21 protein-coding genes are annotated in these 20,336 nt (G+C 66.1%); 9 read left to right on the top strand and 12 right to left on the bottom strand.

What is annotated here, in order from left to right:
* The first annotated feature begins 30 nt into the window (after positions 1–30).
* Positions 31–2,001 (top strand): methyl-accepting chemotaxis protein, encoded by a 1,971-nt coding sequence (locus K289_RS0123445; RefSeq protein WP_027553770.1) that lies wholly within the window; start codon positions 31–33, stop codon positions 1,999–2,001.
* Positions 2,002–2,185: 184 nt separating this feature from the next.
* Positions 2,186–3,874 carry a methyl-accepting chemotaxis protein gene (locus K289_RS0123440; protein ID WP_027553769.1) on the top strand — a complete coding sequence of 563 codons (1,689 nt, stop codon included), beginning with the start codon at positions 2,186–2,188 and terminating at the stop codon, positions 3,872–3,874.
* Between the two features lie 3 nt (positions 3,875–3,877).
* Here K289_RS0123440 and K289_RS0123435 read toward each other — a convergent pair whose 3' ends face one another.
* The 6 genes from K289_RS0123435 to K289_RS0123410 all read right to left on the bottom strand — a co-directional run bounded on the left by K289_RS0123435 (position 3,878) and on the right by K289_RS0123410 (position 10,568).
* Positions 3,878–6,571, bottom strand: a complete 2,694-nt coding sequence (locus tag K289_RS0123435; protein WP_027553768.1) for a DUF2339 domain-containing protein — start codon at positions 6,569–6,571, stop codon at positions 3,878–3,880.
* Between the two features lie 46 nt (positions 6,572–6,617).
* Positions 6,618–7,586 carry an NAD regulator gene (locus K289_RS0123430; protein WP_027553767.1) on the bottom strand — a complete coding sequence of 323 codons (969 nt, stop codon included), beginning with the start codon at positions 7,584–7,586 and terminating at the stop codon, positions 6,618–6,620.
* Positions 7,587–7,812: 226 nt separating this feature from the next.
* The gene (locus K289_RS0123425; protein ID WP_027553766.1) at positions 7,813–8,319 is read right to left on the bottom strand and encodes a tyrosine phosphatase family protein; all 507 of its coding nucleotides are present in this window, start codon (positions 8,317–8,319) and stop codon (positions 7,813–7,815) included.
* 124 nt (positions 8,320–8,443) lie between these two features.
* Positions 8,444–9,067 (bottom strand): YfbR-like 5'-deoxynucleotidase, encoded by a 624-nt coding sequence (locus K289_RS0123420; protein ID WP_027553765.1) that lies wholly within the window; start codon positions 9,065–9,067, stop codon positions 8,444–8,446.
* The gene (locus tag K289_RS0123415; RefSeq protein WP_027553764.1) at positions 9,064–9,690 is read right to left on the bottom strand and encodes a DNA-3-methyladenine glycosylase I; all 627 of its coding nucleotides are present in this window, start codon (positions 9,688–9,690) and stop codon (positions 9,064–9,066) included. The genes K289_RS0123420 and K289_RS0123415 overlap by 4 nt, the downstream gene beginning before the upstream one ends.
* Positions 9,687–10,568: a folate-binding protein YgfZ gene (locus K289_RS0123410; RefSeq protein WP_027553763.1), complete on the bottom strand. Its 882-nt coding sequence runs from the start codon at positions 10,566–10,568 to the stop codon at positions 9,687–9,689. Before K289_RS0123410 ends, K289_RS0123415 begins: the two co-directional genes overlap by 4 nt.
* Before the next feature lie 101 nt (positions 10,569–10,669).
* On the opposite strand from K289_RS0123410, the gene K289_RS0123405 reads away from it, so the two are divergent.
* The 5 genes from K289_RS0123405 to K289_RS0123385 all read left to right on the top strand — a co-directional run bounded on the left by K289_RS0123405 (position 10,670) and on the right by K289_RS0123385 (position 14,863).
* Positions 10,670–12,004, top strand: a complete 1,335-nt coding sequence (locus tag K289_RS0123405) for a dihydroorotase (RefSeq protein WP_027553762.1) — start codon at positions 10,670–10,672, stop codon at positions 12,002–12,004.
* Between the two features lie 225 nt (positions 12,005–12,229).
* On the top strand, positions 12,230–13,102 hold the full coding sequence (locus tag K289_RS0123400; RefSeq protein WP_027553761.1) for a sulfurtransferase: 873 nt from the start codon (positions 12,230–12,232) through the stop codon (positions 13,100–13,102).
* A 99-nt stretch (positions 13,103–13,201) separates the two neighbouring features.
* Complete coding sequence (locus K289_RS0123395; protein ID WP_027553760.1) at positions 13,202–13,912, top strand: RNA polymerase sigma factor; 711 nt, start codon at positions 13,202–13,204, stop codon at positions 13,910–13,912.
* Positions 13,913–14,010: 98 nt separating this feature from the next.
* Positions 14,011–14,532: a DUF4142 domain-containing protein gene (locus K289_RS0123390; protein ID WP_027553759.1), complete on the top strand. Its 522-nt coding sequence runs from the start codon at positions 14,011–14,013 to the stop codon at positions 14,530–14,532.
* 10 nt (positions 14,533–14,542) lie between these two features.
* Complete coding sequence (locus K289_RS0123385; RefSeq protein WP_027553758.1) at positions 14,543–14,863, top strand: cupredoxin family copper-binding protein; 321 nt, start codon at positions 14,543–14,545, stop codon at positions 14,861–14,863.
* A 179-nt stretch (positions 14,864–15,042) separates the two neighbouring features.
* Here K289_RS0123385 and K289_RS0123380 read toward each other — a convergent pair whose 3' ends face one another.
* The 4 genes from K289_RS0123380 to K289_RS0123365 form a co-directional block, all read right to left on the bottom strand.
* Positions 15,043–15,309, bottom strand: coding sequence for a hypothetical protein (locus K289_RS0123380; RefSeq protein ID WP_027553757.1), 267 nt, complete (start codon positions 15,307–15,309; stop codon positions 15,043–15,045).
* A gap of 306 nt (positions 15,310–15,615) precedes the next feature.
* Positions 15,616–15,993: a TIGR02301 family protein gene (locus K289_RS0123375; RefSeq protein ID WP_027553756.1), complete on the bottom strand. Its 378-nt coding sequence runs from the start codon at positions 15,991–15,993 to the stop codon at positions 15,616–15,618.
* Between the two features lie 113 nt (positions 15,994–16,106).
* Positions 16,107–16,541 carry an NUDIX hydrolase gene (locus tag K289_RS0123370; RefSeq protein WP_027553755.1) on the bottom strand — a complete coding sequence of 145 codons (435 nt, stop codon included), beginning with the start codon at positions 16,539–16,541 and terminating at the stop codon, positions 16,107–16,109.
* Between the two features lie 4 nt (positions 16,542–16,545).
* Positions 16,546–17,046: a hypothetical protein gene (locus tag K289_RS0123365; RefSeq protein WP_027553754.1), complete on the bottom strand. Its 501-nt coding sequence runs from the start codon at positions 17,044–17,046 to the stop codon at positions 16,546–16,548.
* A 63-nt stretch (positions 17,047–17,109) separates the two neighbouring features.
* Here K289_RS0123365 and K289_RS0123360 point away from each other — a divergent pair, with 63 nt between their 5' ends.
* Positions 17,110–17,868: an SOS response-associated peptidase gene (locus tag K289_RS0123360; RefSeq protein WP_027553753.1), complete on the top strand. Its 759-nt coding sequence runs from the start codon at positions 17,110–17,112 to the stop codon at positions 17,866–17,868.
* Between the two features lie 120 nt (positions 17,869–17,988).
* Here the strand turns inward: K289_RS0123360 and K289_RS0123355 are convergent, their stop codons facing one another.
* A complete protein-coding gene (locus K289_RS0123355) occupies positions 17,989–18,405 on the bottom strand; it encodes a hypothetical protein (RefSeq protein ID WP_027553752.1) in 417 nt (138 codons plus the stop codon).
* 108 nt (positions 18,406–18,513) lie between these two features.
* Between K289_RS0123355 and K289_RS0123350 the strand changes: the two genes are divergently transcribed.
* Positions 18,514–19,074 carry a TetR family transcriptional regulator gene (locus K289_RS0123350; RefSeq protein WP_027553751.1) on the top strand — a complete coding sequence of 187 codons (561 nt, stop codon included), beginning with the start codon at positions 18,514–18,516 and terminating at the stop codon, positions 19,072–19,074.
* Between the two features lie 23 nt (positions 19,075–19,097).
* Here K289_RS0123350 and K289_RS0123345 read toward each other — a convergent pair whose 3' ends face one another.
* Positions 19,098–20,291, bottom strand: coding sequence for a CaiB/BaiF CoA-transferase family protein (locus K289_RS0123345; RefSeq protein ID WP_027553750.1), 1,194 nt, complete (start codon positions 20,289–20,291; stop codon positions 19,098–19,100).
* Positions 20,292–20,336: the final 45 nt, after the last annotated feature.

Genomic DNA, 20,336 nt, shown 5'->3' with positions numbered 1-20,336 from the left:
ATTGCGTCTCGATCGTACTGGAGCACATTCATGAGCGGCCTTTCCATCCGCCTCACCCACAAGGTCATGGCGATCGGCTTCTTCGGCCTCGTCGGGCTGGTCGCTTTCGGCGCGATCTATCAGATCGGCAGCCTGTCCCAGGACGGCTCCCGCGCCACCGCCAATCGCGCCCGCGCGATCGTCGATCTGAACAAGCAGATATCGATCGAGATGCTCGAGGCGCGCCGCAACGAGAAGAATTTTCAACAGCGCCGCAGCGAGAGCTACGCCAAGGCTCATGCCGAGCTGATCGGGCCGATCAACCGGGATCTTGACGAGGTGGAGCGGCTGATGTCGGCCGGCGGCATGAGCGCGCTGTCGGACAAGATGAGGCAGGCCCAGGACGGCTTCAAGCGCTACGCCGCGGATTTCGCCGCGCTGGTCGGCGCCGAAATCAAGCTCGGCCTCAACGAGACGGTCGGCCTGTCCGGCTCGCTCCGTGGCGCCGTGCATGACATCGAGGCAAAGCTCAAGGAGCTCGACAATCCGCGGCTGACGAGCTGGATGCTGATGATGCGCCGGCACGAGAAGGACTTCATGCTTCGGCGCGATCCGAAATACATTGCCGAGCTGAAGAAGGCTGCGGGCGAGTTCGCCAAGGCCATGGAAGCCGCGGCGGTGCCCGCTTCGGTCATGACGGACATCACGGCGAAGCTGCAGAAATACCAGTCGGAGTTCCTCGCATGGGCAGAGACCGCGCAGCAAAGCGCGGCCTATGACGCGAGCATGATGAAGACGTTTCGCGAGCTCGAGCCGCTGATGGCGGAGGTGCGGACCGCCGTCGAAGCGATGTATAGACAGGCCTACGCCGCCGAGGCCGCGACGCAAGAGGCCGTTCGCCTGTGGATGATGGTCGCCTTCGGTGTCACCGTCGTCGTGCTCGCCGCGGTGGGCTTCTTGCTGGGACGTTCGATCTCGAAGGCGCTCTCCGCGATGGTCGGTGCGATGACGCGGCTTGCGCGCGGCGAACTGTCGATCACTGTCCCCGGCATCGGTCGCAAGGACGAGATCGGCGAGATGGCGGGCGCGGTCGAAGTGTTCAGGACCAACATGACGGAAGCCGAGCGGCTGCGCGCCGAGCAGGCGGAAGCGGACGCGCATCGGCGCGCGCAGCGCAAGGCGGATATGCAGCGCCTCGCCGATACGTTCGAAGGCGCGATCGGCGAGATCATCGAGACCGTCTCGTCGGCAGCAACCGAGCTCGAGGCCTCTTCCAACACGCTGACGCAGGCCGCCGGGCGCGGCAACGGGCTTGCCACGGCCGTGGCTGCGGCCTCGGAGCAGGCGTCCGCGAACGTGCAGTCGGTCTCCTCCGCGAGCGAGGAGATGACGTCGTCGATCTCAGAGATCAGCCGTCAGGTGCAGGAATCGGCGCGCGTGGCCGACGTCGCGGTGGAGCAGGCGCAGCGCACCAATGCGCGCGTCGCCGAGCTGACGAAGGCCGCGGGCCGCATCGGCGACGTGGTCGAGCTGATCAACACCATCGCCGGCCAGACCAACCTCCTGGCCCTGAACGCGACAATCGAGGCGGCGCGGGCGGGCGAGGCCGGCAAGGGCTTTGCCGTGGTGGCGACCGAGGTGAAGGCGCTCGCCGAGCAGACCGCGAAGGCGACGGGCGAGATCAGCCAGCACATCGGCGCGATCCAGACGGCGACGGAGGACTCCGTCGGCGCGATCAAGGAGATCGGCGACACGATCGCGCGGATGTCGGAGATCTCGTCGACCATCGCCGCCGCGGTCGAGGAGCAGGGCGCCGCGACGCAGGAGATCTCCCGCAACATCCAGCACGCCGCGCGCGGCACCTTCGAGGTCTCGGCCAACATCGGCGACGTCCAGCGCGGCGCCGGCGAGACTGGGGCTGCGTCCGCACAGGTGCATTCGGCCGCGCAATCGCTGTCGCGCGAGAGCAACCGGCTCAAGAGCGAGGTCGCGCGCTTTCTGGACTCGGTGCGGGCGGCCTGAGGCGAGCAATCCGTAATTCTACGGAGGCTCCCGTTAACGGCTGTTTGCAACTATGAGCGCAATCCTACCGGACAAGAACCAGCCAGCATTGTTGAACTGACCTCCGTCCCCTCGTCGACGCGACGATGGCGGCGCGAGTTTGCTGCGCGTGGCCAAGTATCATCACCGTCCGGGACCTCGTCTGATGTCGAAGTTGTCGATCGTTTTCAAGATTCTGACCGTTCTGTCGGTCCTCGTGCTCTCGCTCGCCGGCGTCGGCGTGATGGCGATCGGCACCATGCAGAACATCAATGCCCACACCGTCGAGATCGCGCAAAGCTGGCTGCCGAGCGTGCGCGCGCTCGGCTCGCTGCGAGCCGACATCAACGAGCTGCGCGTCGCGCTCCGCCTGCACCTCATGCAGGACACCGCTGACGGCAAGGATGCCGCCGAGAAGCGGCTGGCCTCGCTGCGCGAGCGCGTCGAGCAGACGCGCAAGGTCTATGAACCCCTGATCACGTCGACCGAAGAGCGATCCCTCTACGAGCAGTGGACGAAGGCGTGGGCCGAGTATCTGAACGGCGTGCAGGAGGTGACGGCGCTGTCGCGCAAGGGCGTCGGCCGCTTCCCGACCGATGCCAACGAGCTGCTGCAGACCAAGGTCGCAAAGATGGCCCAGGCGGCCGATCCGCTGCTCCAGAAGGACATCGAGCTCAACAACCAAGGCGCTGAGATGGAGACGAAGCAGGCGGCCGACAGCTATGCCACCATCTTCCGCTTGCTGGTTGGCGTCATCGTTGTTGCCGTCGTGGTCGCGATCGGCGCCGCCTATTACCTCGTGCGCGACGTCTCGCGCGGCATCGCCTCGATCATCCGCCCGATGCAGGCGCTCGGTGAGGGCGACCTCTCGGCCGAGGTGCCGCATCGCGGTGAGAGGACCGAAATCGGCTCGATGGCGGATGCGCTCCAGATCTTCAAGGAAGCGCTGATCGCCAAGAACGCCGCTGACGAGACGGCGGCGCGCGATGCCGAAGCCAAGATCGAACGCGGCCGCCGCGTCGACGCCATCACCCGCAAGTTCGAGGCCATGATCGGCGAGGTTGTCGGAACCGTGTCGTCGGCCTCGACCGAACTCGAGGCATCCGCGACGACACTGAGCAGCACCGCGCAGCGCGGCCAGGAGCTCGCGACCGTCGTTGCCGCCGCGTCCGAGGAGGCGTCCACCAACGTGCAGGCGGTGGCGTCGGCCTCGGAAGAGCTGTCGTCCTCCATCACCGAGATCAGCCGCCGGGTACAGGATTCGGCGCGGATGGCGGCCGAGGCCGTCGAGCAGGCAACGCGCACCAATGAGCGAGTCAACGCGCTGTCGCAGGCCGCGTCGCGCATCGGCGACGTCGTCGAGCTCATCAACACGATCGCGGGTCAGACCAACCTCCTGGCGCTGAACGCGACCATCGAGGCGGCGCGCGCGGGCGAAGCCGGCCGCGGCTTCGCCGTGGTCGCCTCCGAGGTCAAGGCCCTGGCCGAGCAGACCGCGAAGGCGACGGGCGAGATCGGCCAGCAGGTCGCGGGCATCCAGGCGGCGACGCAGGAGTCCGTCAGCGCCATCCAGGAGATCGGCGGCACCATCGAACGGCTGTCCGAGGTGGCTTCCGCCATCGCAGCGGCCGTCGAGGAGCAGGGCGCAGCCACGCAGGAGATTTCGCGCAACGTGCAGCAGGCCTCGGTCGGCACGCAGGAGGTCTCCTCGAACATCACCGACGTGCAGCGCGGCGCGATCGAGACCGGCTCGGCCTCGACGGAGGTGCTGTCGGCCGCCAAGTCGCTCGCGAGCGACAGCACGCGTCTCAAGGTCGAAGTCGCGCAGTTCCTGGATTCGGTCCGCGCGGCTTGATCCTTATGCGTTCGTTGGTGCCGGCGGCGCCGATGCCTGCCGCCGGAACAGGATGCGCTGGTACAGCCAGCCGATCGCGACCAGCACGACACCGAGGCACATGAACGACAGCGCGCGATAGACGCCCGTCAGCGTCGACATGTCCACGACGAAAGCTTTCAGGATCGTGAGCGCGATCACGACGGCTGAGGCGAGCCGCGCACGCTCCGAATTGACGAGGATGCCGACGCCGAGCAGCACCACGCCGAAAGCGAGCCATCCGATCGAATAGGTGTATTGCTCGGCGCCCGTCGTTGCGCCGTAGAGCAGGACCGGCCCGTGATAGAAGCGGCGGATCTCCAGCGTCACGTAAGCGAGCGCGAATACCAGCGCGCCGCCCGCAATAGTGTTGGCGTAAGGCGCGGGGCGATGTCCTGCCACCGCATAGGACAGCAGCAGCATGAGCACCGCCGGCAGCGCGTAGCCGAGCAGCAGCAGGTTGAACACGAGGCCGCCGACATCGACGCTGCTGAGCAGCCACGGATTCTCCAGGATCAGGAGGCCAAACACGCTGATCAGCCCGGCGATCACCGTGAGGGCGACGGCGCCGACATTGTGCACGATGCTGTGGGTCCTCAACCGCAGCCGTTCCAGCCCGATTGCCATCGCGAGGGTGACGCAGAGCTGGAGCGCGAATTCGAGTAGCGAGGGCGGCGACGTCATGCGGCCACCGGTCGCGAGGTGACGGATCTCCATGAAGGCGAGCAGCGCCGTGAACAGGATCGCGGCGGCCTCCACCATCCGCAGCGGCGGATCGTCGCCGCGGCGGCGCAGAAAGAGGCTCGCCGCCCAGAACGACAGCGCGGGCAGGCCGTAGCCCCACAGCAGCCAATTGAAGATCGGTGTGGTGCCCACGGCGTCACCGACGATGCGCGGATCGTAGGCGATCCGCGCGGTGACGATGCCTGCGAAGATGGCGGCGAGCCAGCGCAGGAACGGGATCGGCCGCTGCATCGAGATCCAGGCGGTGCCGAGCGACATCAGCGCCAGCGCGATCGTCAGCCAGCCCTTCTCCAGCGCGAAGGTCAGCGCCAGCGCGAGCGCGCCGAGCGTGCCGGTGGCGAACAGGGCGATGGAGATCGCAATACCCGGCCGGGTCCCGCGGCGCGTGAGCGCTTCAGTCGCTGCGCCGAACGAAGCGGCAAGCAGCACCGCAAGGATCGCAAACGGGATCGAGCGGTCGAGATGGGCGATGCGTGCGTAAAGCGCGACGAGAAGCGCGATCGGGGTTGCGACCGCGGTCGCCGACCACACGATCGGGACGATCGCCGAGCTCGAACGGCCCTGTGCGAGAAAGCCGGCAACGCCGAAGCCGGCCGCGAAGATCGCTGCCATCACAAGGTGCAAGGTCATTGCGCTGTCGGTCGCGGTCGGGCCGATGCCGGGCAGGGGGCCGCCCGGCAGCACCAGCATGTCCGGATTGGCGCGCACCGCCCATTCGGCGAACACGATGAAGACGGTGGCGCTGGCCGCGCCCAGCGCGCCGGTCGCCGCCGGTGCGCGCCAGGCAACGGCGAGCGTTGCCGCGACAAGGAGCGTGAAGGCGATCAGCGCAAGATCGGCATGCGCGCTCGACAGCACGATCAGCATCGCGCCGAACAGATACGCGGCGAGCGCGCTCGACGAGACCGGCTCGATCTGGCCGTCGTCGATCGTGGGGCCGAACATGAAGCCGCAGACGACGAGGAGCGCGGCGAGCCCGAAGCCCGCGATCACGTGGAAGGCATGCGGCGCGACCTGCAACTCGGCGACATCGAGGCCGGGGAAGGTCCAGAGCACGGCGAAGGCGATGGTGGTCACCGCGAGCCAGCGCCACAGCCGGATGCGGGCAAGACCGAAGCTCGCGGCGCTGACGACGGCGAGATAGACGTAGAGCGCCCAATAGTCCGGCTTGCCGCTGGAGACGAGGACGGGCGTGACGAAGGCGCCGACCACGCCGAGGCCGGCGAGCGCGGGTCCATGCAGCAACGCAGCGGCGAGCGTGGCGAGCGCGACGAGGCCGAGCATCACGAAGGCTGTCGCGGGAACGAGGAAGCCGTAGAGCGCGTAGGCGGCGTAGATGGTCGCAAACGCCACCGCCGTTCCGGCCGCGGTGAGGATCGCCGGAATGTTGGCGATCGGCAGCGCCTGGATGTTGGAGATGCTCTCCTTGCGCCGCGTCCATTCACCGGCGCCGAGCAGCGCCAGCGCGAACAGCCCGCCGAGGAAGACGCGCACGCCGGGGCCGACGAGGCCGGCCTCGATCGAATAGCGCACCATGAAGAAGCCGCCGAGCGCGAGCGCAAGGCCGCCGATCCACACCACCCAGCGCGTGCCGAGGCGCTCCTCGAAGCCGGGCCCGGCAGTCGGTGCCGGCGGCGGCACATCGGGGCTCGGCTCGAGCGGCGGCGGTGCGGCGGCATCAGCGACGAGAGGCGGCGCCGGTTCGGCCTCGGGCGCGATGGGCGGCGGCTCTGGCGCGGCTTCGGCGGGCGCCGACCCCTGCTCCTGGAAGGGCACCAGCGGCGGCGGCTGGATCGGCCGCTGGCCTTGCAGCGCTGCCTCCAGCGAGCTCAGCCGCCTGCGCAGCTCGGCTGCCTGATTGGAGGCCTTCATCGCGATCAGGAAGGCGGCGACCGCGAGCATCACCGCAAAGACGTCGAACGGGGCGTCGAACATAAGGCCTCCAGGCAATCGGCGCACAACGGCCGATCACGCAAATGGTCTAGCGCCGGGAGCGCACGCGCAAGCCGGGTGCCGGCCGCTCCTGGAGCACTTCGCGCCGGAAGCGATAGAGCGCTGCCGGCCGTCCGCCAGTCTGTGTCGACATCACCCCGGTCGGTTCGACCAAGGCTTCCGTCTCGACCAGTCGGCGGAAATTCTGCTTGTGCAGGTGCCGGCCGGAGATCGCCTCCACCGTGTACTGCAATTCGGTGAGTGTGAACTCGGCAGGCAAAAGTTCAAAGACGACAGGACGATACTTCAGTTTTGCACGCAGCCGGGCGATCGCGGTGGCGAGGATTCGGCGATGGTCGTACCGCATCGAAGTGCCGAGCGCGGGCAGCGTCTTGCGCGCTAATGCCGCAGGGCGGCCGTCGCGTCGCGCCTCCTCGATCAGGCCGGCCTCATAGAGCAGCTCGTAGCGGTCGAGCACACGCTCCTCGTCCCAGGCCGCGCCATCGACGCCGAAATAGAGCCGCACGCGATCCTTGCGCGGCAGCGCACGGGTCGTCTCCGGCGTTTCCTCCTCGGCCCATTTCGTCAGCGGCGGGACGATGTCGCGGGCGATGATCGCGGGCGGCTCCTCGCGCCAGTCCTCCCAGGGAAAGAACCGGTACCAGGGCTCGAAGCTCGCCGCCGTCGCGGCGACCGCTCCGTCGACCGCACGCGTCAGCGCGAGATAGCCGATCGACACGGTGTGCGCGCCGGTGTCGGCGACCTCGGCATGGCGGCCGCGATCGCCGAAGGTGTAGAGCTGCTCGACATAGCCGAGCCTTAAGGCCGCCTGCTCCTCGACCCAGGCGCGCAAACCGATTTCGAAAGTGCGATGGCTCAGCGCATCGAACGGACCGAACGGCAGGCCGATGAGCCCGTCGTCGCCGCGCGCGGTGAGGACCAGCGGCTCATGGTGCTCGATCGCGACAATCGCGGCAGTCAGGCCGATCTCGATCGGCGTCAGCAGCTTGTCGCTCATCCGGCAACCGACAGCGTTACGGAAACGGAGGTCATGCTGATCGGCTCGATGTGTCCGCGAACTCGCCGCACCTCTCCCGCTTGCGGGGGAGGTCGGATCGCATCGTAAGATGCGATCCGGGTAGGGGCTGTCTCCGCTCGGGGAGTGTTCATTGAGGAAGCACCCCCACCCCAACCCTCCCCCGCAAGCGGGAGAGGGAGCGCACCTGCGATGTGGCGCGCCGGGGTCATTCGAGCTCGATCGCGAAAGGGCGGCCTTCGACCAGCATCGCACCCGGCCCCATCGCGTCGAGCGCGCGCAGCATGCGGCCGTTGCGCCCCAATGCGCGGTCGGCGAGGCTGACGATGCGCCGGTTCGGCGAGGCGATTGGTGAGGCCGTGCGGATCTTTCGGGCGATCTCGCTCTCGTCGCGCTGCGGGTTGAGCGCGCAGGCGGCGGCAAAGGCGCTCGCGGTGGAGCGGCTGATGCCGGCATAGCAATGCACGACCATCGGCGCGATGCGGTCCCAGCCGCGCACGAAGTTCAGCACCTGCTCGATATGCGCTTCCGACGGCGCGACAAAGCCGTCCATCTCCTCGGTGATGTCGTCCATCGACACCTTGAGATGATTGGCCGGCAGCACCGAGACAGGGCGCGCCACCTGCTCGACATTGGCCATCACCGTCAGCACGTGGCTGGCTCCGGTGAGGCGGACAGTTTCGGGAAGCGCGGCGAGGGAGCAGACGTGGATCATGGCGGACCTTTTTGCCGGCGATTATAGCGAGCGACTGTAGGGTGGGCAAAGCGAAGCGTGCCCACCACTTTCGTTGCACTCGCGAAAAGATGGTGGGCATGGCGCAAGTGCGCCTTTGCCCACCCTACGAAAGCGACGCAAACACCGCGTTGAACCGTTCGAGGAACTGCTTCTCGGCCCGCGCCGCGGTCCAGGGCGTGAGATAATCGCGCCGGACGCTCTCGGAGAGGCCGGGATCGCGGCCGAACAGGCGTTTTGCCTCGGCCTCGCCAAAGCCGGCAAGCTCGGTCGCCTCCAGGTAGGCCGCGCCACGATCGGCGGCCTTGATCGCCAGTGTGATCTCCTCGGGCAGCACCGGCGGCAGGCCGAAGCGGATATGGATGGCGCCGAGCAGGCGCTTCTCGACCGCCTTGTAGTGGCCGTCGAGCACGGCCTTGAACGGCGAGATCATGTCGCCGATCACATATTCGGGCGCATCATGCAGCAGGGCCGCGAGCCGCATGCGCTGATCGACGCGCGGCGCTTCGTGCCGCATCACGGTCTCCACCAGCAGCGTGTGCTGCGCGACCGAGAAGATGTGAGCGCCGGTGGTCTGCCCGTTCCAGCGCGCAACGCGCGCGAGGCCGTGCGCGATGTCGGCGATCTCGACATCGAGCGGTGAGGGATCGAGCAGGTCGAGCCGCCGGCCCGACAGCATCCGCTGCCAGGCGCGGGACTGCGCATCGTGCGCCGTCTTTTTCGCCGTCATTTGACCTTGAGGCGCGGCTTGCGCTGCGTCTTGCCGCAGGTCGCGTGGCAGTGGCAGTCGACGAGATGGTCGTTGACCATGCCGGTCGCCTGCATGAAGGCATAGACGATGGTCGGGCCGACGAACTTGAAGCCGCGCGAGGACAGTTCCTTGGAGATCTGCACCGACAGCGGCGTCGAGGCCGGCACGCTCGCCGTGGTCTTGAACTGGTTGACCTTGGGCCGGCCGTCGAGGAAGTCCCACAACAGCTTCGAGAAGCCCGGGCCTTTCTCCATGATCTCCAGATAGGACTTTGCGCTCAGGATCGTGCCGTCGATCTTGGCGCGGTTGCGCACGATGCCGACATCGTTCATCAGCGCATGGACTTTCTTCGCATTGTAGCGCGCGATCTTCTCCGGCTGGAAATCGTCGAAGGCTTTGCGGAAATTGTCGCGCTTGCGCAGGATGGTGATCCAGGAGAGACCGGCCTGGAAGCCGTCGAGGATCAGCTTCTCATAGAGCGCGCGGTCGTCATACTCCGGCACGCCCCATTCGGTGTCGTGATAGGCGACATAGAGCGGATCTTCACCGGGCCACGGGCAGCGTGTCAGGCCGTCGGGATGCAGGCGAGGAGCGCGGCTCATGCGACGGGCTGCTTGGCTGGGATACGAACGGCCTCGGGCTCCGCAAGCTTCAATGCGAGTCCACCGGCAGTGAGCGCCTGGCCCGCATCGAGCGCGTCGGCCACGCGGTCGATGCGCACCAGCGCGATGCCTTTGCCGTCGGCGGTCGAGCCGATCGTGCCGACCTGTTTGTCGCCGGCAAGGATCGCCGCGCCGGCCTCGGGCGAGGGGCCCTCGAGCACCACCTTCACGCTGCGGGTGCGCGCGGTGCCGCGATGCTGCATGCGCGAGACGACTTCCTGACCGACATAGCAGCCCTTGTCGAAATCGACGCCGGCAAGACGATCCATGTTGGTCTCGTGCGGGAACGCATCGCTGTACATGAAATCGAGCCCGCCGCGCGGCACGCCGAGCGCGATCCGCTGCGCCTCATATTCGGACGCATCGACGAGCTCGGCGCCGATGAGGTCGGCGAGCTTCTGCTTGAGCTGTTCCGGGATCAGGATGCGGTGGCCGAGCCGCTCGTCGCGCGGATCGGCAAAGGTGAGATCCGGCTGGGCCGCAAGCTGGCCGTCCCAGGTCGCGAGCACGCCAAGGTCGGCGGAGAGGTCTTCCACGGTAACCTTGGCGCGCAGCTTGTAGAATTTCAGCTTGGTGGCGAGGGTGTCCGCCAAGGCCTTCGGACAGTCGATCAGGAACCCGCCGCCATGGCCGGACGGCACCTCCGTGATCAGGAAATCGACGACGATCTTGCCTTGCGGCGTCAGCAACGCCCCGAATCGGCCAAGGCCCGGCTTGAGCCTGTCGACGTCGGTGGTGACGAGGCCGTTGAGGAAGTTGCGCGCATCCTCGCCCGCGACCTTGATCACGCTCCGGTCGGGAAGAAACGCTGCTTTCATGCGAAAATCTCTTGCGACATGTTGCTCCGGAACGTAAGCCCGCAACGCGTAAACGACAAGACCTCGAGCCCTGCGCTTGGGGATGAGAGAGGCCTTCAGCCATGACCCAGCGTTTCGACGTGATCCTCAAAGGCGGCACCGTCGTCAACCAGGACGGCGAGTGCCCGCGCGACGTCGGCATCGCGGGTGGCCGTATCGCCGAGATCGGCGCGCTGTCGCAGGCCTCAGCTGCGGAAGTGATCGATTGCAAGGGGCTGCACATCCTGCCCGGCGTGATGGACACGCAGGTGCATTTCCGCGAGCCCGGCTTGACACACAAGGAAGACCTCGAGACCGGCTCGCGCAGCGCCGTGATGGGCGGCGTTACCGCCGTGTTCGAGATGCCGAACACCTCGCCGCTGACGGTGACGGAAGCCGATTTCACCGACAAGGTAAGGCGGGCCCATCACCGGATGCATTGCGATTTCGCCTTCTTCATCGGCGGCACGCGCGAGAACGTGCAGGACCTCCCCGTGCTCGAACGCGCACCGGGTTGCGCGGGCGTCAAGGTGTTCATCGGCTCCTCGACCGGTGCGCTGCTGGTGGAAGACGATGAGAGCCTGCGCCGCATCTTCCAGGTGATCCGCCGCCGCGCCGCCTTCCATGCCGAGGACGAGTACCGCCTCAACGATCGCAAGTCGCTGCGCATCGAGGGCGATGCACGCTCGCACCCGGTCTGGCGCGACGAGACCGCGGCGCTGATGGCGACGCAGCGCCTCGTGAAGCTCGCGCATGAGACGGGCAAGCGCATCCACGTGCTGCACATCTCCACCAAGGAAGAGATCGAGTTTTTGCGCGACCACAAGGATGTCGCTTCCTGCGAAGCAACGCCGCATCATCTGACGCTCGCCGCGCCCGAATGCTACGAGCAGCTCGGCACGCTCGCGCAGATGAACCCGCCGGTGCGCTCGGCCGATCATCGCGCCGGGATCTGGCGTGGCATCGAGCAGGGCATCGTGGACGTGCTCGGCTCCGATCACGCTCCGCATACGCTGGAGGAGAAGGCGAAGACCTATCCGGCCTCGCCCTCCGGCATGACCGGCGTGCAGACGCTGGTGCCCGTGATGCTCGATCACGTCAATGCGGGCCGTCTTTCGCTGGCGCGCTTCGTCGATCTCACCAGCGCCGGCCCGGCGCGCCTCTACAACATGGCCTGCAAGGGCCGGATCGCCGCGGGCTATGACGCCGACTTCACCATCGTGGATCTCAAGCGCAGCGAAACCATCACCAACAAATGGGTCGCCTCCAAGGCCGGCTGGACCCCCTATGACGGCATGCGCGTTACGGGTTGGCCTGTCGGTACCTTCATCCGCGGCCGCCGCGTGATGTGGCAGGGCGAGCTCGTCACGCCATCGCAAGGCGAGGCGGTGAGGTTTCTGGAGACGCTGAAGGCGTAGGGCTTCTCGCTCCGCTGTCATGCCCGGCTTGACCGGGGCATCCAGTACTCCGCGGCGATAGTTGGTGATACGACTGCGGCCTCTGGAATACTGCATTGCCCGCCTACGCGGGCAATGCAGAGCGCGTAGCCCGGATGAGCGCAGCGACATGCGGGATTTTGCTTTTGGCCGGTCCCGGGTTTCGCTACGCTCACCCGGGCTAAGGCTCCGCAATGTGAGGCGAGAATGACCCAACCGGCATCCCTCATCACCACCGAACAACTCGCCGCCATGCTCGGCGCGCCCGACTTGCGCATCTACGATTGCACGACCTACAACGAGCCGGTGCCGCAGGGTAGCGACGTGCCGTATATCGCCGTGTCCGGCGACAAGACCTTTGCAGCCGGCCACATCCCGGGCGCCGATTTCCTCGATCTGCAAGGCGAGTTCTCCGACACTTCCGTGCGTCCGTTCTTCATGATGCCGATGACCGCCCAGCTCGAGGCTGCCTTCGGCCGCCACGGTCTGGATGCATCCAAGACCATCGTACTCTACAGCATCGGCACCATGATGTGGGCGACGCGGTTCTGGTGGATGCTGCGTTCGCTCGGCGTCGATGCGCACGTGCTCGACGGCGGGTTCGACAAATGGAAGGCCGAGGGACGTGTGATCGAGACGGGCGCGCCGAAGGGATATCCGGCTTCCAGCTTCAAGGCCGCGCCGCGTGCCGGCTTTTTCGTCGACAAATCCGCGGTGATGGCAGGGATCGGCGATCCCGCGACTGTCATCGTCAACGCGCTCGGCCCGCAATTCCATCGCGGGCTGGAACCGAGCCGCTATGGCCGGCCCGGTCGCGTTCCCGGCAGCGTCAACGTTCCTGCGGCCACGCTGGTCAATTCTGCCGACAAGACACTGACCACACTGGCCGATGCCGAGGCGAAGTTTGCTGCGCAAGGCGTCACGCGCGACAAGACAGTGGTCTGCTATTGCGGGGGTGGCATCTCCGCCACGATCGATCTCTTCCTGCTGACGCAGCTCGGCTATGACAAGCTCACCCTCTATGACGGCTCGATGGGAGAGTGGGCGAGGGATCCGGCGCTCCCGATCGAGACGGATTGAAGAGGGTTTGGTCGCGGCACTGCAGTGATATGCTGCGGCAATAAAGCCGGGAACCTTTTCGGCGGGCGTGCATCCAATGGCTAAATTGGAGACGAGTCCATGAAGCCCCAACGGACCGCAACTGGCCTACCCACTGAGGCCGGGACATCGGCAAAGACGTCCGAAGCCGAGCTGATCGACCGCGCACGGGCTCGCGACGAGGCGGCGCTGCGCCTGATCATGCAGGCCAACAACCGCAGGCTCTATCGCCTCGCGCGCGGCATTCTGCGCAGCGACAGCGAGGCCGAGGACGTGGTGCAGGAGACCTATGTCAGGGCCTTCACCCATCTCGATGGCTTTCGCGGCGAGTCCGGTCTTTCGACCTGGCTGTCGCGCATTGTCATCAACGAGGCGCTCGGCCGGACGAGGGGCCGGAGACCGCATGTGGAACTTGATGCGCTGCCAGAGGCGACCCTCAATGCCGAGATCATCCAGTTTCCCCTTTCCTCCGCTTCAGCCGATCCGGAAAAGTCCATGGCCCAACGTGAGATCCAGCGCGTCGTCGAGCACGCCGTCGATGAATTGCCGGAAGCCTTCCGCATGGTCTTCATCGCACGCGTGATGGAGGGGATGAATGTGGAAGAGACGGCCGAGCTGCTGGGCGTCAGGCCGGAGACGGTGAAGACGCGGCTGCACCGCGCGCGCACGATGCTGCGCGAGAACGTCGAGAAGAAGATCGGTCCGGTGATGATGGATGCGTTCCCGTTCGCCGGTCAGCGCTGCGAGCGCCTGACCGAAGCGGTGCTGAGACGGCTCGGCCTCGGCCTCTAGATCGGACCTCGCTTTTTTCGGGAACCTCGGCTGCGAATGACCATCCAATCCCTGTGAAGAAACACGCCGGGAAAGCCGGCGCCACAGGAGTGTTAGACATGTTCATCCGATGGAGCGCGGCGGTCGCCACGATCGCCCTACTGATCAGCCCTGCGCTGGCGCAAGGCGCAAAGCCGACCGATCCGCAGATCGCGCATATCGCCTACACGGCAGGCGTGATCGACATCAACGCTGCCAAGCAGGCGCTGAAGAAGGCCAAGAGCAAGGACGTGAAGGCGTTCGCGGAAGACATGGTGCGCGACCACGAAGCGGTCAACAAGCAGGCGCTCGCGCTGGTCAAGAAGCTCAACGTGAAGCCTGAAGACAACGACACCAGCCGCACGCTGTCGAAGCAGGCGAGCGACAAGCTTGCCGAACGCGGCAAGCTGAACGGCGCGGCCTTCGACAAGGCCTATGTCGAGAACGAGGTCGCCTACCACAAGACCGTCAACAGCGCGCTGGAGACCCAGCTCATTCCCGCCGCCAACAATGCGGAGCTCAAGGGCCTGTTGCAGACGGGCTTGAAGATATTCCAGGGGCACGAGCAGCACGCCGAGCACGTCGCGGCGGAGCTGAAATAGGGAGCGCGCGATGAAGCCGGGGCGATTTCCTTCGATTGCGCTTGCGGTCGCGTTCCTGTCGATGGTCGTCCCGGCGCATGCCGCGACCGTTCAGATCGTGATGGAAAATCTCGTGATATCGCCGGCTGAGGTGTCCGCGAAGGTCGGCGATACCATATCGTGGATCAACAACGACGTCTTTGCCCACACTGCCACTGCGAAGAAAGGGGACTTTGACGTGACTCTGCCGCCGAAGAAATCGGCGACATTCGTCGTGAAGAAGGCGGGAACTGTCGATTATTACTGCCGCTATCATCCCAACATGAAAGCGACTCTCAAGGTCGAGCCGTGACGAACAGGCGATTCGCGTTCCCGGTCGTATCGGGAAAACCTACCGGCCGGCTCCAGACTAATGCTTATCTGCGGAAGGCCGCTTCCGTGCGATAAAGGCAGCGGACTTCGCGACCTCCCGCAAAGTCATTCATCCGATGACTGGCCCCGTCCGTGTGGCGGGGTCATTTTTGAGCGGGCTTACTGCCGGGCTATTCCGACTGAGAATTCGCCGTTGCGCACGCGGCCGGGCAGGCCCTCGACGAACTTCGCCACGGCGTCCTCGCCATAGGTGCCGACGAGTTCCGCGAACGCCGCGAACAGGCTCGCCTGCGCCAGGCAATCGCCGTCGACGCCGTCATGGCGTGCCTCGGCCCAGGCCTCATTGAGATAGCTGAGTGCAGCCTGTTTCTGCTCGTGATCGGGCAGCGGCGCGCGGTCGGGGGCATAGGAAATCGGCTGGCTCATGAAACTCGACAAGGCTTGAGGCGCGATCCACGGCGATGCGCTGTACGAGAGGTGTAGCACGCGTATTAACGCCGCCTAGGCCACATCTTTAGGAAAGGTTAATGGCGGTGGACAAAGACGGCCTCGTTGTTCCCCGGCGGCTTCGTCCCAACGCTCGAGGCTCGTGGTGAGGACGCGGGTCAACCACTCTCGTCATTCCGGGACGTGCCGTCAGGCGCGGGCCCGGAATCCATCGCACGGCGGTTTCTATGGCCCGATGGATTCCGGGCTCGCGACTTTCGTCGCGCCCCGGAATGACGGCGGACCTCAGTTCGCGTAACGCGCGGTGAGGTCGCGCGAGATCTTCGAGCCTTCCTCGATGTAGCGGCGGATGGCGACGGTGGCCGCCGGGGTGCAGCTCCGGTAGGTCTGCTGAAAGCCGTTATAGCCGCGGTTGAAGCCGGCGATCATGCGGGTGCGGCGCTCGCCAGAGGGGGTTTCGGCGTCGATCAGCGCCTGCATCTCGTTGCGCCATTTGTTGCCCTCATTGGCCCCGCAGATGCCGCGCAGGTAATGCAGCCCGCCGAGGATCTCGGCCAGCCGCTGCAAATCGGCGTCGAACGGCGCTGCCACGTCCTGGGCCCGGGCAGGCGCCCCGGCGCAGGCGAGAATCAGGGCAAAAACGGCCAGAAATCGCGTGGACATCGGCCGGTGTATGCCCCCTCCCGACGGTGGACGCAAGGCGCGGTGAGGGGCGCAGTGAACGCGCCCTCCCTCCCCCGCAAGCTGGAGAGGTGCAGCGGAGCTCGCGGACGGGTTTATGAGCCGACCAGCCGCGCCGCCGCCTGGATGACCTCCTCCAGGCCCCCCGTCAGCTTGAGGTCGCCGAGGCCGGCAAGCGCGTCGGGACCGATCCAGCGGTAATCGTCGAGTTCCTCGTTCAGACGCGGTTCCCTGGCGATCCAGCGGGCGGCAAAAGACAGGATGAGGTAATGGCCGGCCCCGCCTGTGGACGGAAGTACCTCGCGCCAGCCGGCAAGGCCGATGATCTCGATCTCGAGCCCGGTCTCTTCGTCGACCTCGCGCTTAAGCGCCTGGTGCAGCGATTCGCCGAACTCGACCCGGCCGCCCGGTAGCGAATAGAACCCCTTGGCGGGCGATCGAGCACGGCGGGTCAGAAGCACCTTGCCGTCGCGGAAGATTGCGGCGCTGACCGCGAGCTGGGGATGGGTGGGCTGCACGGTGCCGGTCACGACTTCAGTTCGCCATGATGGTGTCGACGTCGGCTTCCGCGCCGCCATTGATGATGCCGCCGCAGGCGGCGATCAGCGGCTTGACCCAGAGGGAGGCCTGCTCGGCGAGGCGGACGCGGGTGGTGTCCTTCTCGACCTCGCGCATGGCCGAACCGACCGCGGTCAGGATCGAGGTCATGGTGTCGGTGATGTGGTCGAACTGCGCGCGCACGGACGGATCCGCCTTCTCATAGGCTTCGATCGCGAGATCGCGCGCCTTGAAGTTCGAGGCGGTGAAATGCTCGGCATAGGACAGCGGCGTCCAGGTCAAAAAATCGTCCGCGCATTCCGGCATGTCCGGGACCATTTCGAGCAGCATCACGGCTTCATTGAAATGGTTCAGATAGTCGGTGGCAAGCCCGGTCCGCGGGTTGATGTTGGCCACGCGCAGACGCTCGGCCCAGGCCGCAGCCTCGGGGCCCGTCTGTACATGCGTCCGCGCGGGTGCTGAGACCGTTGAGCTCATCGGCCGCAGTGTTAACGTTCGGGGTTAAAAGGACCTGAACGGAACCTATATAGGCCTCCAAGGATGTGCGGACGTTTCGTCATAACTTCGGCCCCCGCGGCTTTGCGGCAACTTTTCGGCTATATCGAGCAGCCGAATTTCCCGCCTCGGTACAATGTCGCGCCGACACAACCGATTCCCGTCGTGCTGGTCGAGAACGGCGCGCGTCACTTCCGCCTGATGCGCTGGGGCCTGTTGCCGAGCTGGGTCAAGGATCCCCGGGGATTTACGCTCCTGATCAATGCCCGCTCGGAGACGGTGCTGGAAAAGCCCGCCTTCAAGAACGCGATTCGCAGGCGCCGCGGCCTGATCCCGGCCGACGGCTATTACGAGTGGAAGGCCGTCGAGGGCCGCAAGCAGCCCTTCTTCATTCACCGCGCCGATGGCGAGCCGCTCGGTTTTGCCGCGGTGTTCGAGACCTGGGTCGGGCCGAATGGCGAGGAGCTCGACACGGTCGCGATCGTCACGGCGGCGGCGAGCGAGGATCTCGCCACGCTGCACGACCGCGTGCCCGTGACGATCAGCCCGCGCGACTTCGAGCGCTGGCTGGATAGTCGAGGCGACGAGATCGACACGGTGCTGCCGTTGATGGCGGCCCCGCGCATCGGCGAATTCGCCTGGCACCCGGTCTCCACCCGCGTCAACCGCGTCGCCAATGACGACGCGCAACTCGTGCTGCCGATCAGCGCCGAAGAGATGGAAGCGGAGGCGCCGAAGCCGAAGAAGATGGCGCGAAAAGCCGCGGACACGTCGGCGGACGACGGGCAGGGCTCGTTGTTTTAGGCGAGCTGTTGCCGTTCACTCCGCTGTTGCGCGCCGAATAAGCGGAGAAATGGTGGGCACGGCGCGTTGCGCCTTTGCCCACCACGCGACTGAAACTATCGTTGTCAGGACAATGCGGGATCAGGCTGCGGCGACGGCTGATCCAAGCGCGGCGTTGCTGAAGGCCTTGCCTCCGATCCCCCAGCCGCCGTCCACGGCATAGTTGACGTTGGCGAAGATGTGCTCGCGCTTGATGCGTCCCTCGGCCGCCGCCTCGATGATCGCCGTTCCCTCGGAGATCCAGGCGTCTTTCAGCTCCTGCGTCGGCAGGACGAACGATGGCACCTTGAGCTCGAACACCGCGATATCAGCGGGTTTGCCGCCGGAGTAGGTGCGGCTCTTCGGAACTACCGTCACCTCGCCGATGACGTTCGGCGTCATGAAGCGGTTGCCGGTCAGGCCGTGCAGCCGCAACAGCAGCTCGGTGAGCTTGCCGAACGCCTCGGCTTCTCCGGCCGGCGTCAGCGCGCCTTCGGGAACGATGATTTGGATGGGCATGTCAGTTCTCCAGCTTTGAACCGTAAGATAACGGTCGTTATATAAAACATAACGATCGCTATTGCGTCAAGGGCAATATAACGATCGCTATCGATGAGGTGATTGGCGATGGCACGACCGCGGAAGGATGAAGGCGACGCGCGAGCGCGGCTGGTGGATGCGGCCGGGCGTGGCTTCCGCACCGGCGGATTTGGCGGTGCCGGAGTGGACGCGCTCGCAAAGGGGGCAGGCCTCACGTCCGGGGCATTTTACGCCCATTTCGATTCCAAGGCAGATGCGTTCCGGCTTGCGGTAGCGGACGGGCTGGCGTTCCTGCGCGGCGGCGTCAGTCAGTTTCAGGAGCGTTACGGCAGCGGCTGGCGCGACCCGTTCATCGATTTCTATCTGGGGGAGCGGATGGAGGTCGGCCTCGATGAGGCCTGTGCGCTGCCCAGCTTTTCGTCAGACGTTGCGCGTTCGGACGCCGCAACGCGCGCCGTCTATCAAGCGGAGCTGGAGCGCCTGGTGGATCTGGTTGCACACGGTTTCCGCGGCGCGCATGCGCGGCAGCGGGCGCTGGCGCTGCTTGCGATTCTGACTGGGGCGGCCGACCTGGCGCGCGCGGTGAAGGACGATGGCATAAGACGGGACATCCTCGCCGCGGCGAAGGTTGCAGCCAAGGCAATCTAGCCCGCGCGAATCCGCTCGGATGCTCAGACGATCTCGCGCGTACGCAGGTCGGCGATCTCCGAAGCGTCATAGCCGAGTTCTCTCAGCACGGCGTCTGTATCCGCGCCCAACTCAGGTGCCATGCGGTCGAGCTTGCCGCCGCCATGCGCGAGCCGAAAGCCACTGCCGGCGAAGCGCAGGCGGCCATAGGGCGTGTCGAGCTCCTGGATGGCGCCGCGCGCTGCGATCTGCGGATGGTCGATGATCTCCTCGATCTTCCAGATGCTGGCGCAGGGCGCGCCGGCGTCTTCCAGGATCGTCTCCCATTCGCGCGCGGGCTTTGCCGCGAGTGCCTGTTCGATGATGGCGCGCAGCGCGGGCTCGTTCTCGTTGCGCGAGAACCAATCGGCAAAACGCGGGTCCGAGAGCGTGTCCTCGCGGCCGAGCGTGCGCATCAGCGCGCGGTATTGCTTCTCGTTGTTGACGGCGAGCAGGATGTAGCCATCGCCGGCCTTGAACAGGTTCGCCGTGGTCTTGCGGCTCACCGCCTGATTGCCCGAGAGCTGCTGGCGGTGGCCGGCGACCGACCAATCGGCGATCTGGCCGGAGAGAAAAGCCAGCGTCGCCTCCAGCATGGAGACGTCGACGAGCTGTCCCTTGCCGGTGCGGTCGCGCTGGTACAGCGCGCTCGACACTGCAAACGCAGCGGTCGCGCCGGACAGCACGTCGCAGACCGCAAAGCCGGCGCGCGTCGGTCCGGTCTCGGGATGGCCGGTGATCGCCATGATGCCGGACAGCGCCTGCATCTTGCCGTCATAGCCGGGCCGCAAGCGGTCGGGGCCGGTCTGCCCGAAGCCGGACACCGCGCAGTAGATCAGTCTTGGATTGATCGCGGAGAGCGCCTCATGGCCGATGCCGAGCTTGTCCATCACGCCCGGCCGAAAATTCTCCATGACGACGTCGACCTCTGCGGCGAGCTTCTTCACGATGCCGATGGCGTCGGGCTTTTGCAGATCGAGCGTCAGGCTGCGCTTGTTGCCGTTGATGGCCTGGAATGCCGGCGCCAGCCCGCGCTCGGCCCATTCGCGCGACAGCGGCGTGCGGCGCATGTCCTCGCCCTCGCGCCGCTCGACCTTGATGACGTCGGCGCCGAGCAGCGCGAGCTGGTAGCTCGCATAGGGGCCGGCAAGCACTTGCGTGAAGTCCAGGATCTTCACGCCCTCGAATGGTCGCGTCACGTCTGCCTTCCTCCTTGAATTTTTTTTGGTGTGGAGCAGACGACG

It is taken from the genome of Bradyrhizobium sp. Cp5.3 (genome assembly GCF_000426265.1).
GTDB classification, from domain to species: Bacteria; Pseudomonadota; Alphaproteobacteria; order Rhizobiales; family Xanthobacteraceae; genus Bradyrhizobium; species Bradyrhizobium neotropicale.
Note: the sequence above shows the minus strand (reverse complement) of the source record. Positions and strands in the feature narration are given on the sequence as shown.

Bases quoted from the DNA above. Each gene is read 5' to 3' on its own strand.
- K289_RS0123445 (WP_027553770.1), top strand. From the start codon at position 31: ATGAGCGGCCTTTCCATCCGCCTCACCCACAAGGTCATGGCGATCGGC.
- K289_RS0123440 (WP_027553769.1), top strand. From the start codon at position 2,186: ATGTCGAAGTTGTCGATCGTTTTCAAGATTCTGACCGTTCTGTCGGTC.
- K289_RS0123435 (WP_027553768.1), bottom strand. From the start codon at position 6,571: ATGTTCGACGCCCCGTTCGACGTCTTTGCGGTGATGCTCGCGGTCGCC.
- K289_RS0123430 (WP_027553767.1), bottom strand. From the start codon at position 7,586: ATGAGCGACAAGCTGCTGACGCCGATCGAGATCGGCCTGACTGCCGCG.
- K289_RS0123425 (WP_027553766.1), bottom strand. From the start codon at position 8,319: ATGATCCACGTCTGCTCCCTCGCCGCGCTTCCCGAAACTGTCCGCCTC.
- K289_RS0123420 (WP_027553765.1), bottom strand. From the start codon at position 9,067: ATGACGGCGAAAAAGACGGCGCACGATGCGCAGTCCCGCGCCTGGCAG.
- K289_RS0123415 (WP_027553764.1), bottom strand. From the start codon at position 9,690: ATGAGCCGCGCTCCTCGCCTGCATCCCGACGGCCTGACACGCTGCCCG.
- K289_RS0123410 (WP_027553763.1), bottom strand. From the start codon at position 10,568: ATGAAAGCAGCGTTTCTTCCCGACCGGAGCGTGATCAAGGTCGCGGGC.
- K289_RS0123405 (WP_027553762.1), top strand. From the start codon at position 10,670: ATGACCCAGCGTTTCGACGTGATCCTCAAAGGCGGCACCGTCGTCAAC.
- K289_RS0123400 (WP_027553761.1), top strand. From the start codon at position 12,230: ATGACCCAACCGGCATCCCTCATCACCACCGAACAACTCGCCGCCATG.
- K289_RS0123395 (WP_027553760.1), top strand. From the start codon at position 13,202: ATGAAGCCCCAACGGACCGCAACTGGCCTACCCACTGAGGCCGGGACA.
- K289_RS0123390 (WP_027553759.1), top strand. From the start codon at position 14,011: ATGTTCATCCGATGGAGCGCGGCGGTCGCCACGATCGCCCTACTGATC.
- K289_RS0123385 (WP_027553758.1), top strand. From the start codon at position 14,543: ATGAAGCCGGGGCGATTTCCTTCGATTGCGCTTGCGGTCGCGTTCCTG.
- K289_RS0123380 (WP_027553757.1), bottom strand. From the start codon at position 15,309: ATGAGCCAGCCGATTTCCTATGCCCCCGACCGCGCGCCGCTGCCCGAT.
- K289_RS0123375 (WP_027553756.1), bottom strand. From the start codon at position 15,993: ATGTCCACGCGATTTCTGGCCGTTTTTGCCCTGATTCTCGCCTGCGCC.
- K289_RS0123365 (WP_027553754.1), bottom strand. From the start codon at position 17,046: ATGAGCTCAACGGTCTCAGCACCCGCGCGGACGCATGTACAGACGGGC.
- K289_RS0123360 (WP_027553753.1), top strand. From the start codon at position 17,110: ATGTGCGGACGTTTCGTCATAACTTCGGCCCCCGCGGCTTTGCGGCAA.
- K289_RS0123355 (WP_027553752.1), bottom strand. From the start codon at position 18,405: ATGCCCATCCAAATCATCGTTCCCGAAGGCGCGCTGACGCCGGCCGGA.
- K289_RS0123350 (WP_027553751.1), top strand. From the start codon at position 18,514: ATGGCACGACCGCGGAAGGATGAAGGCGACGCGCGAGCGCGGCTGGTG.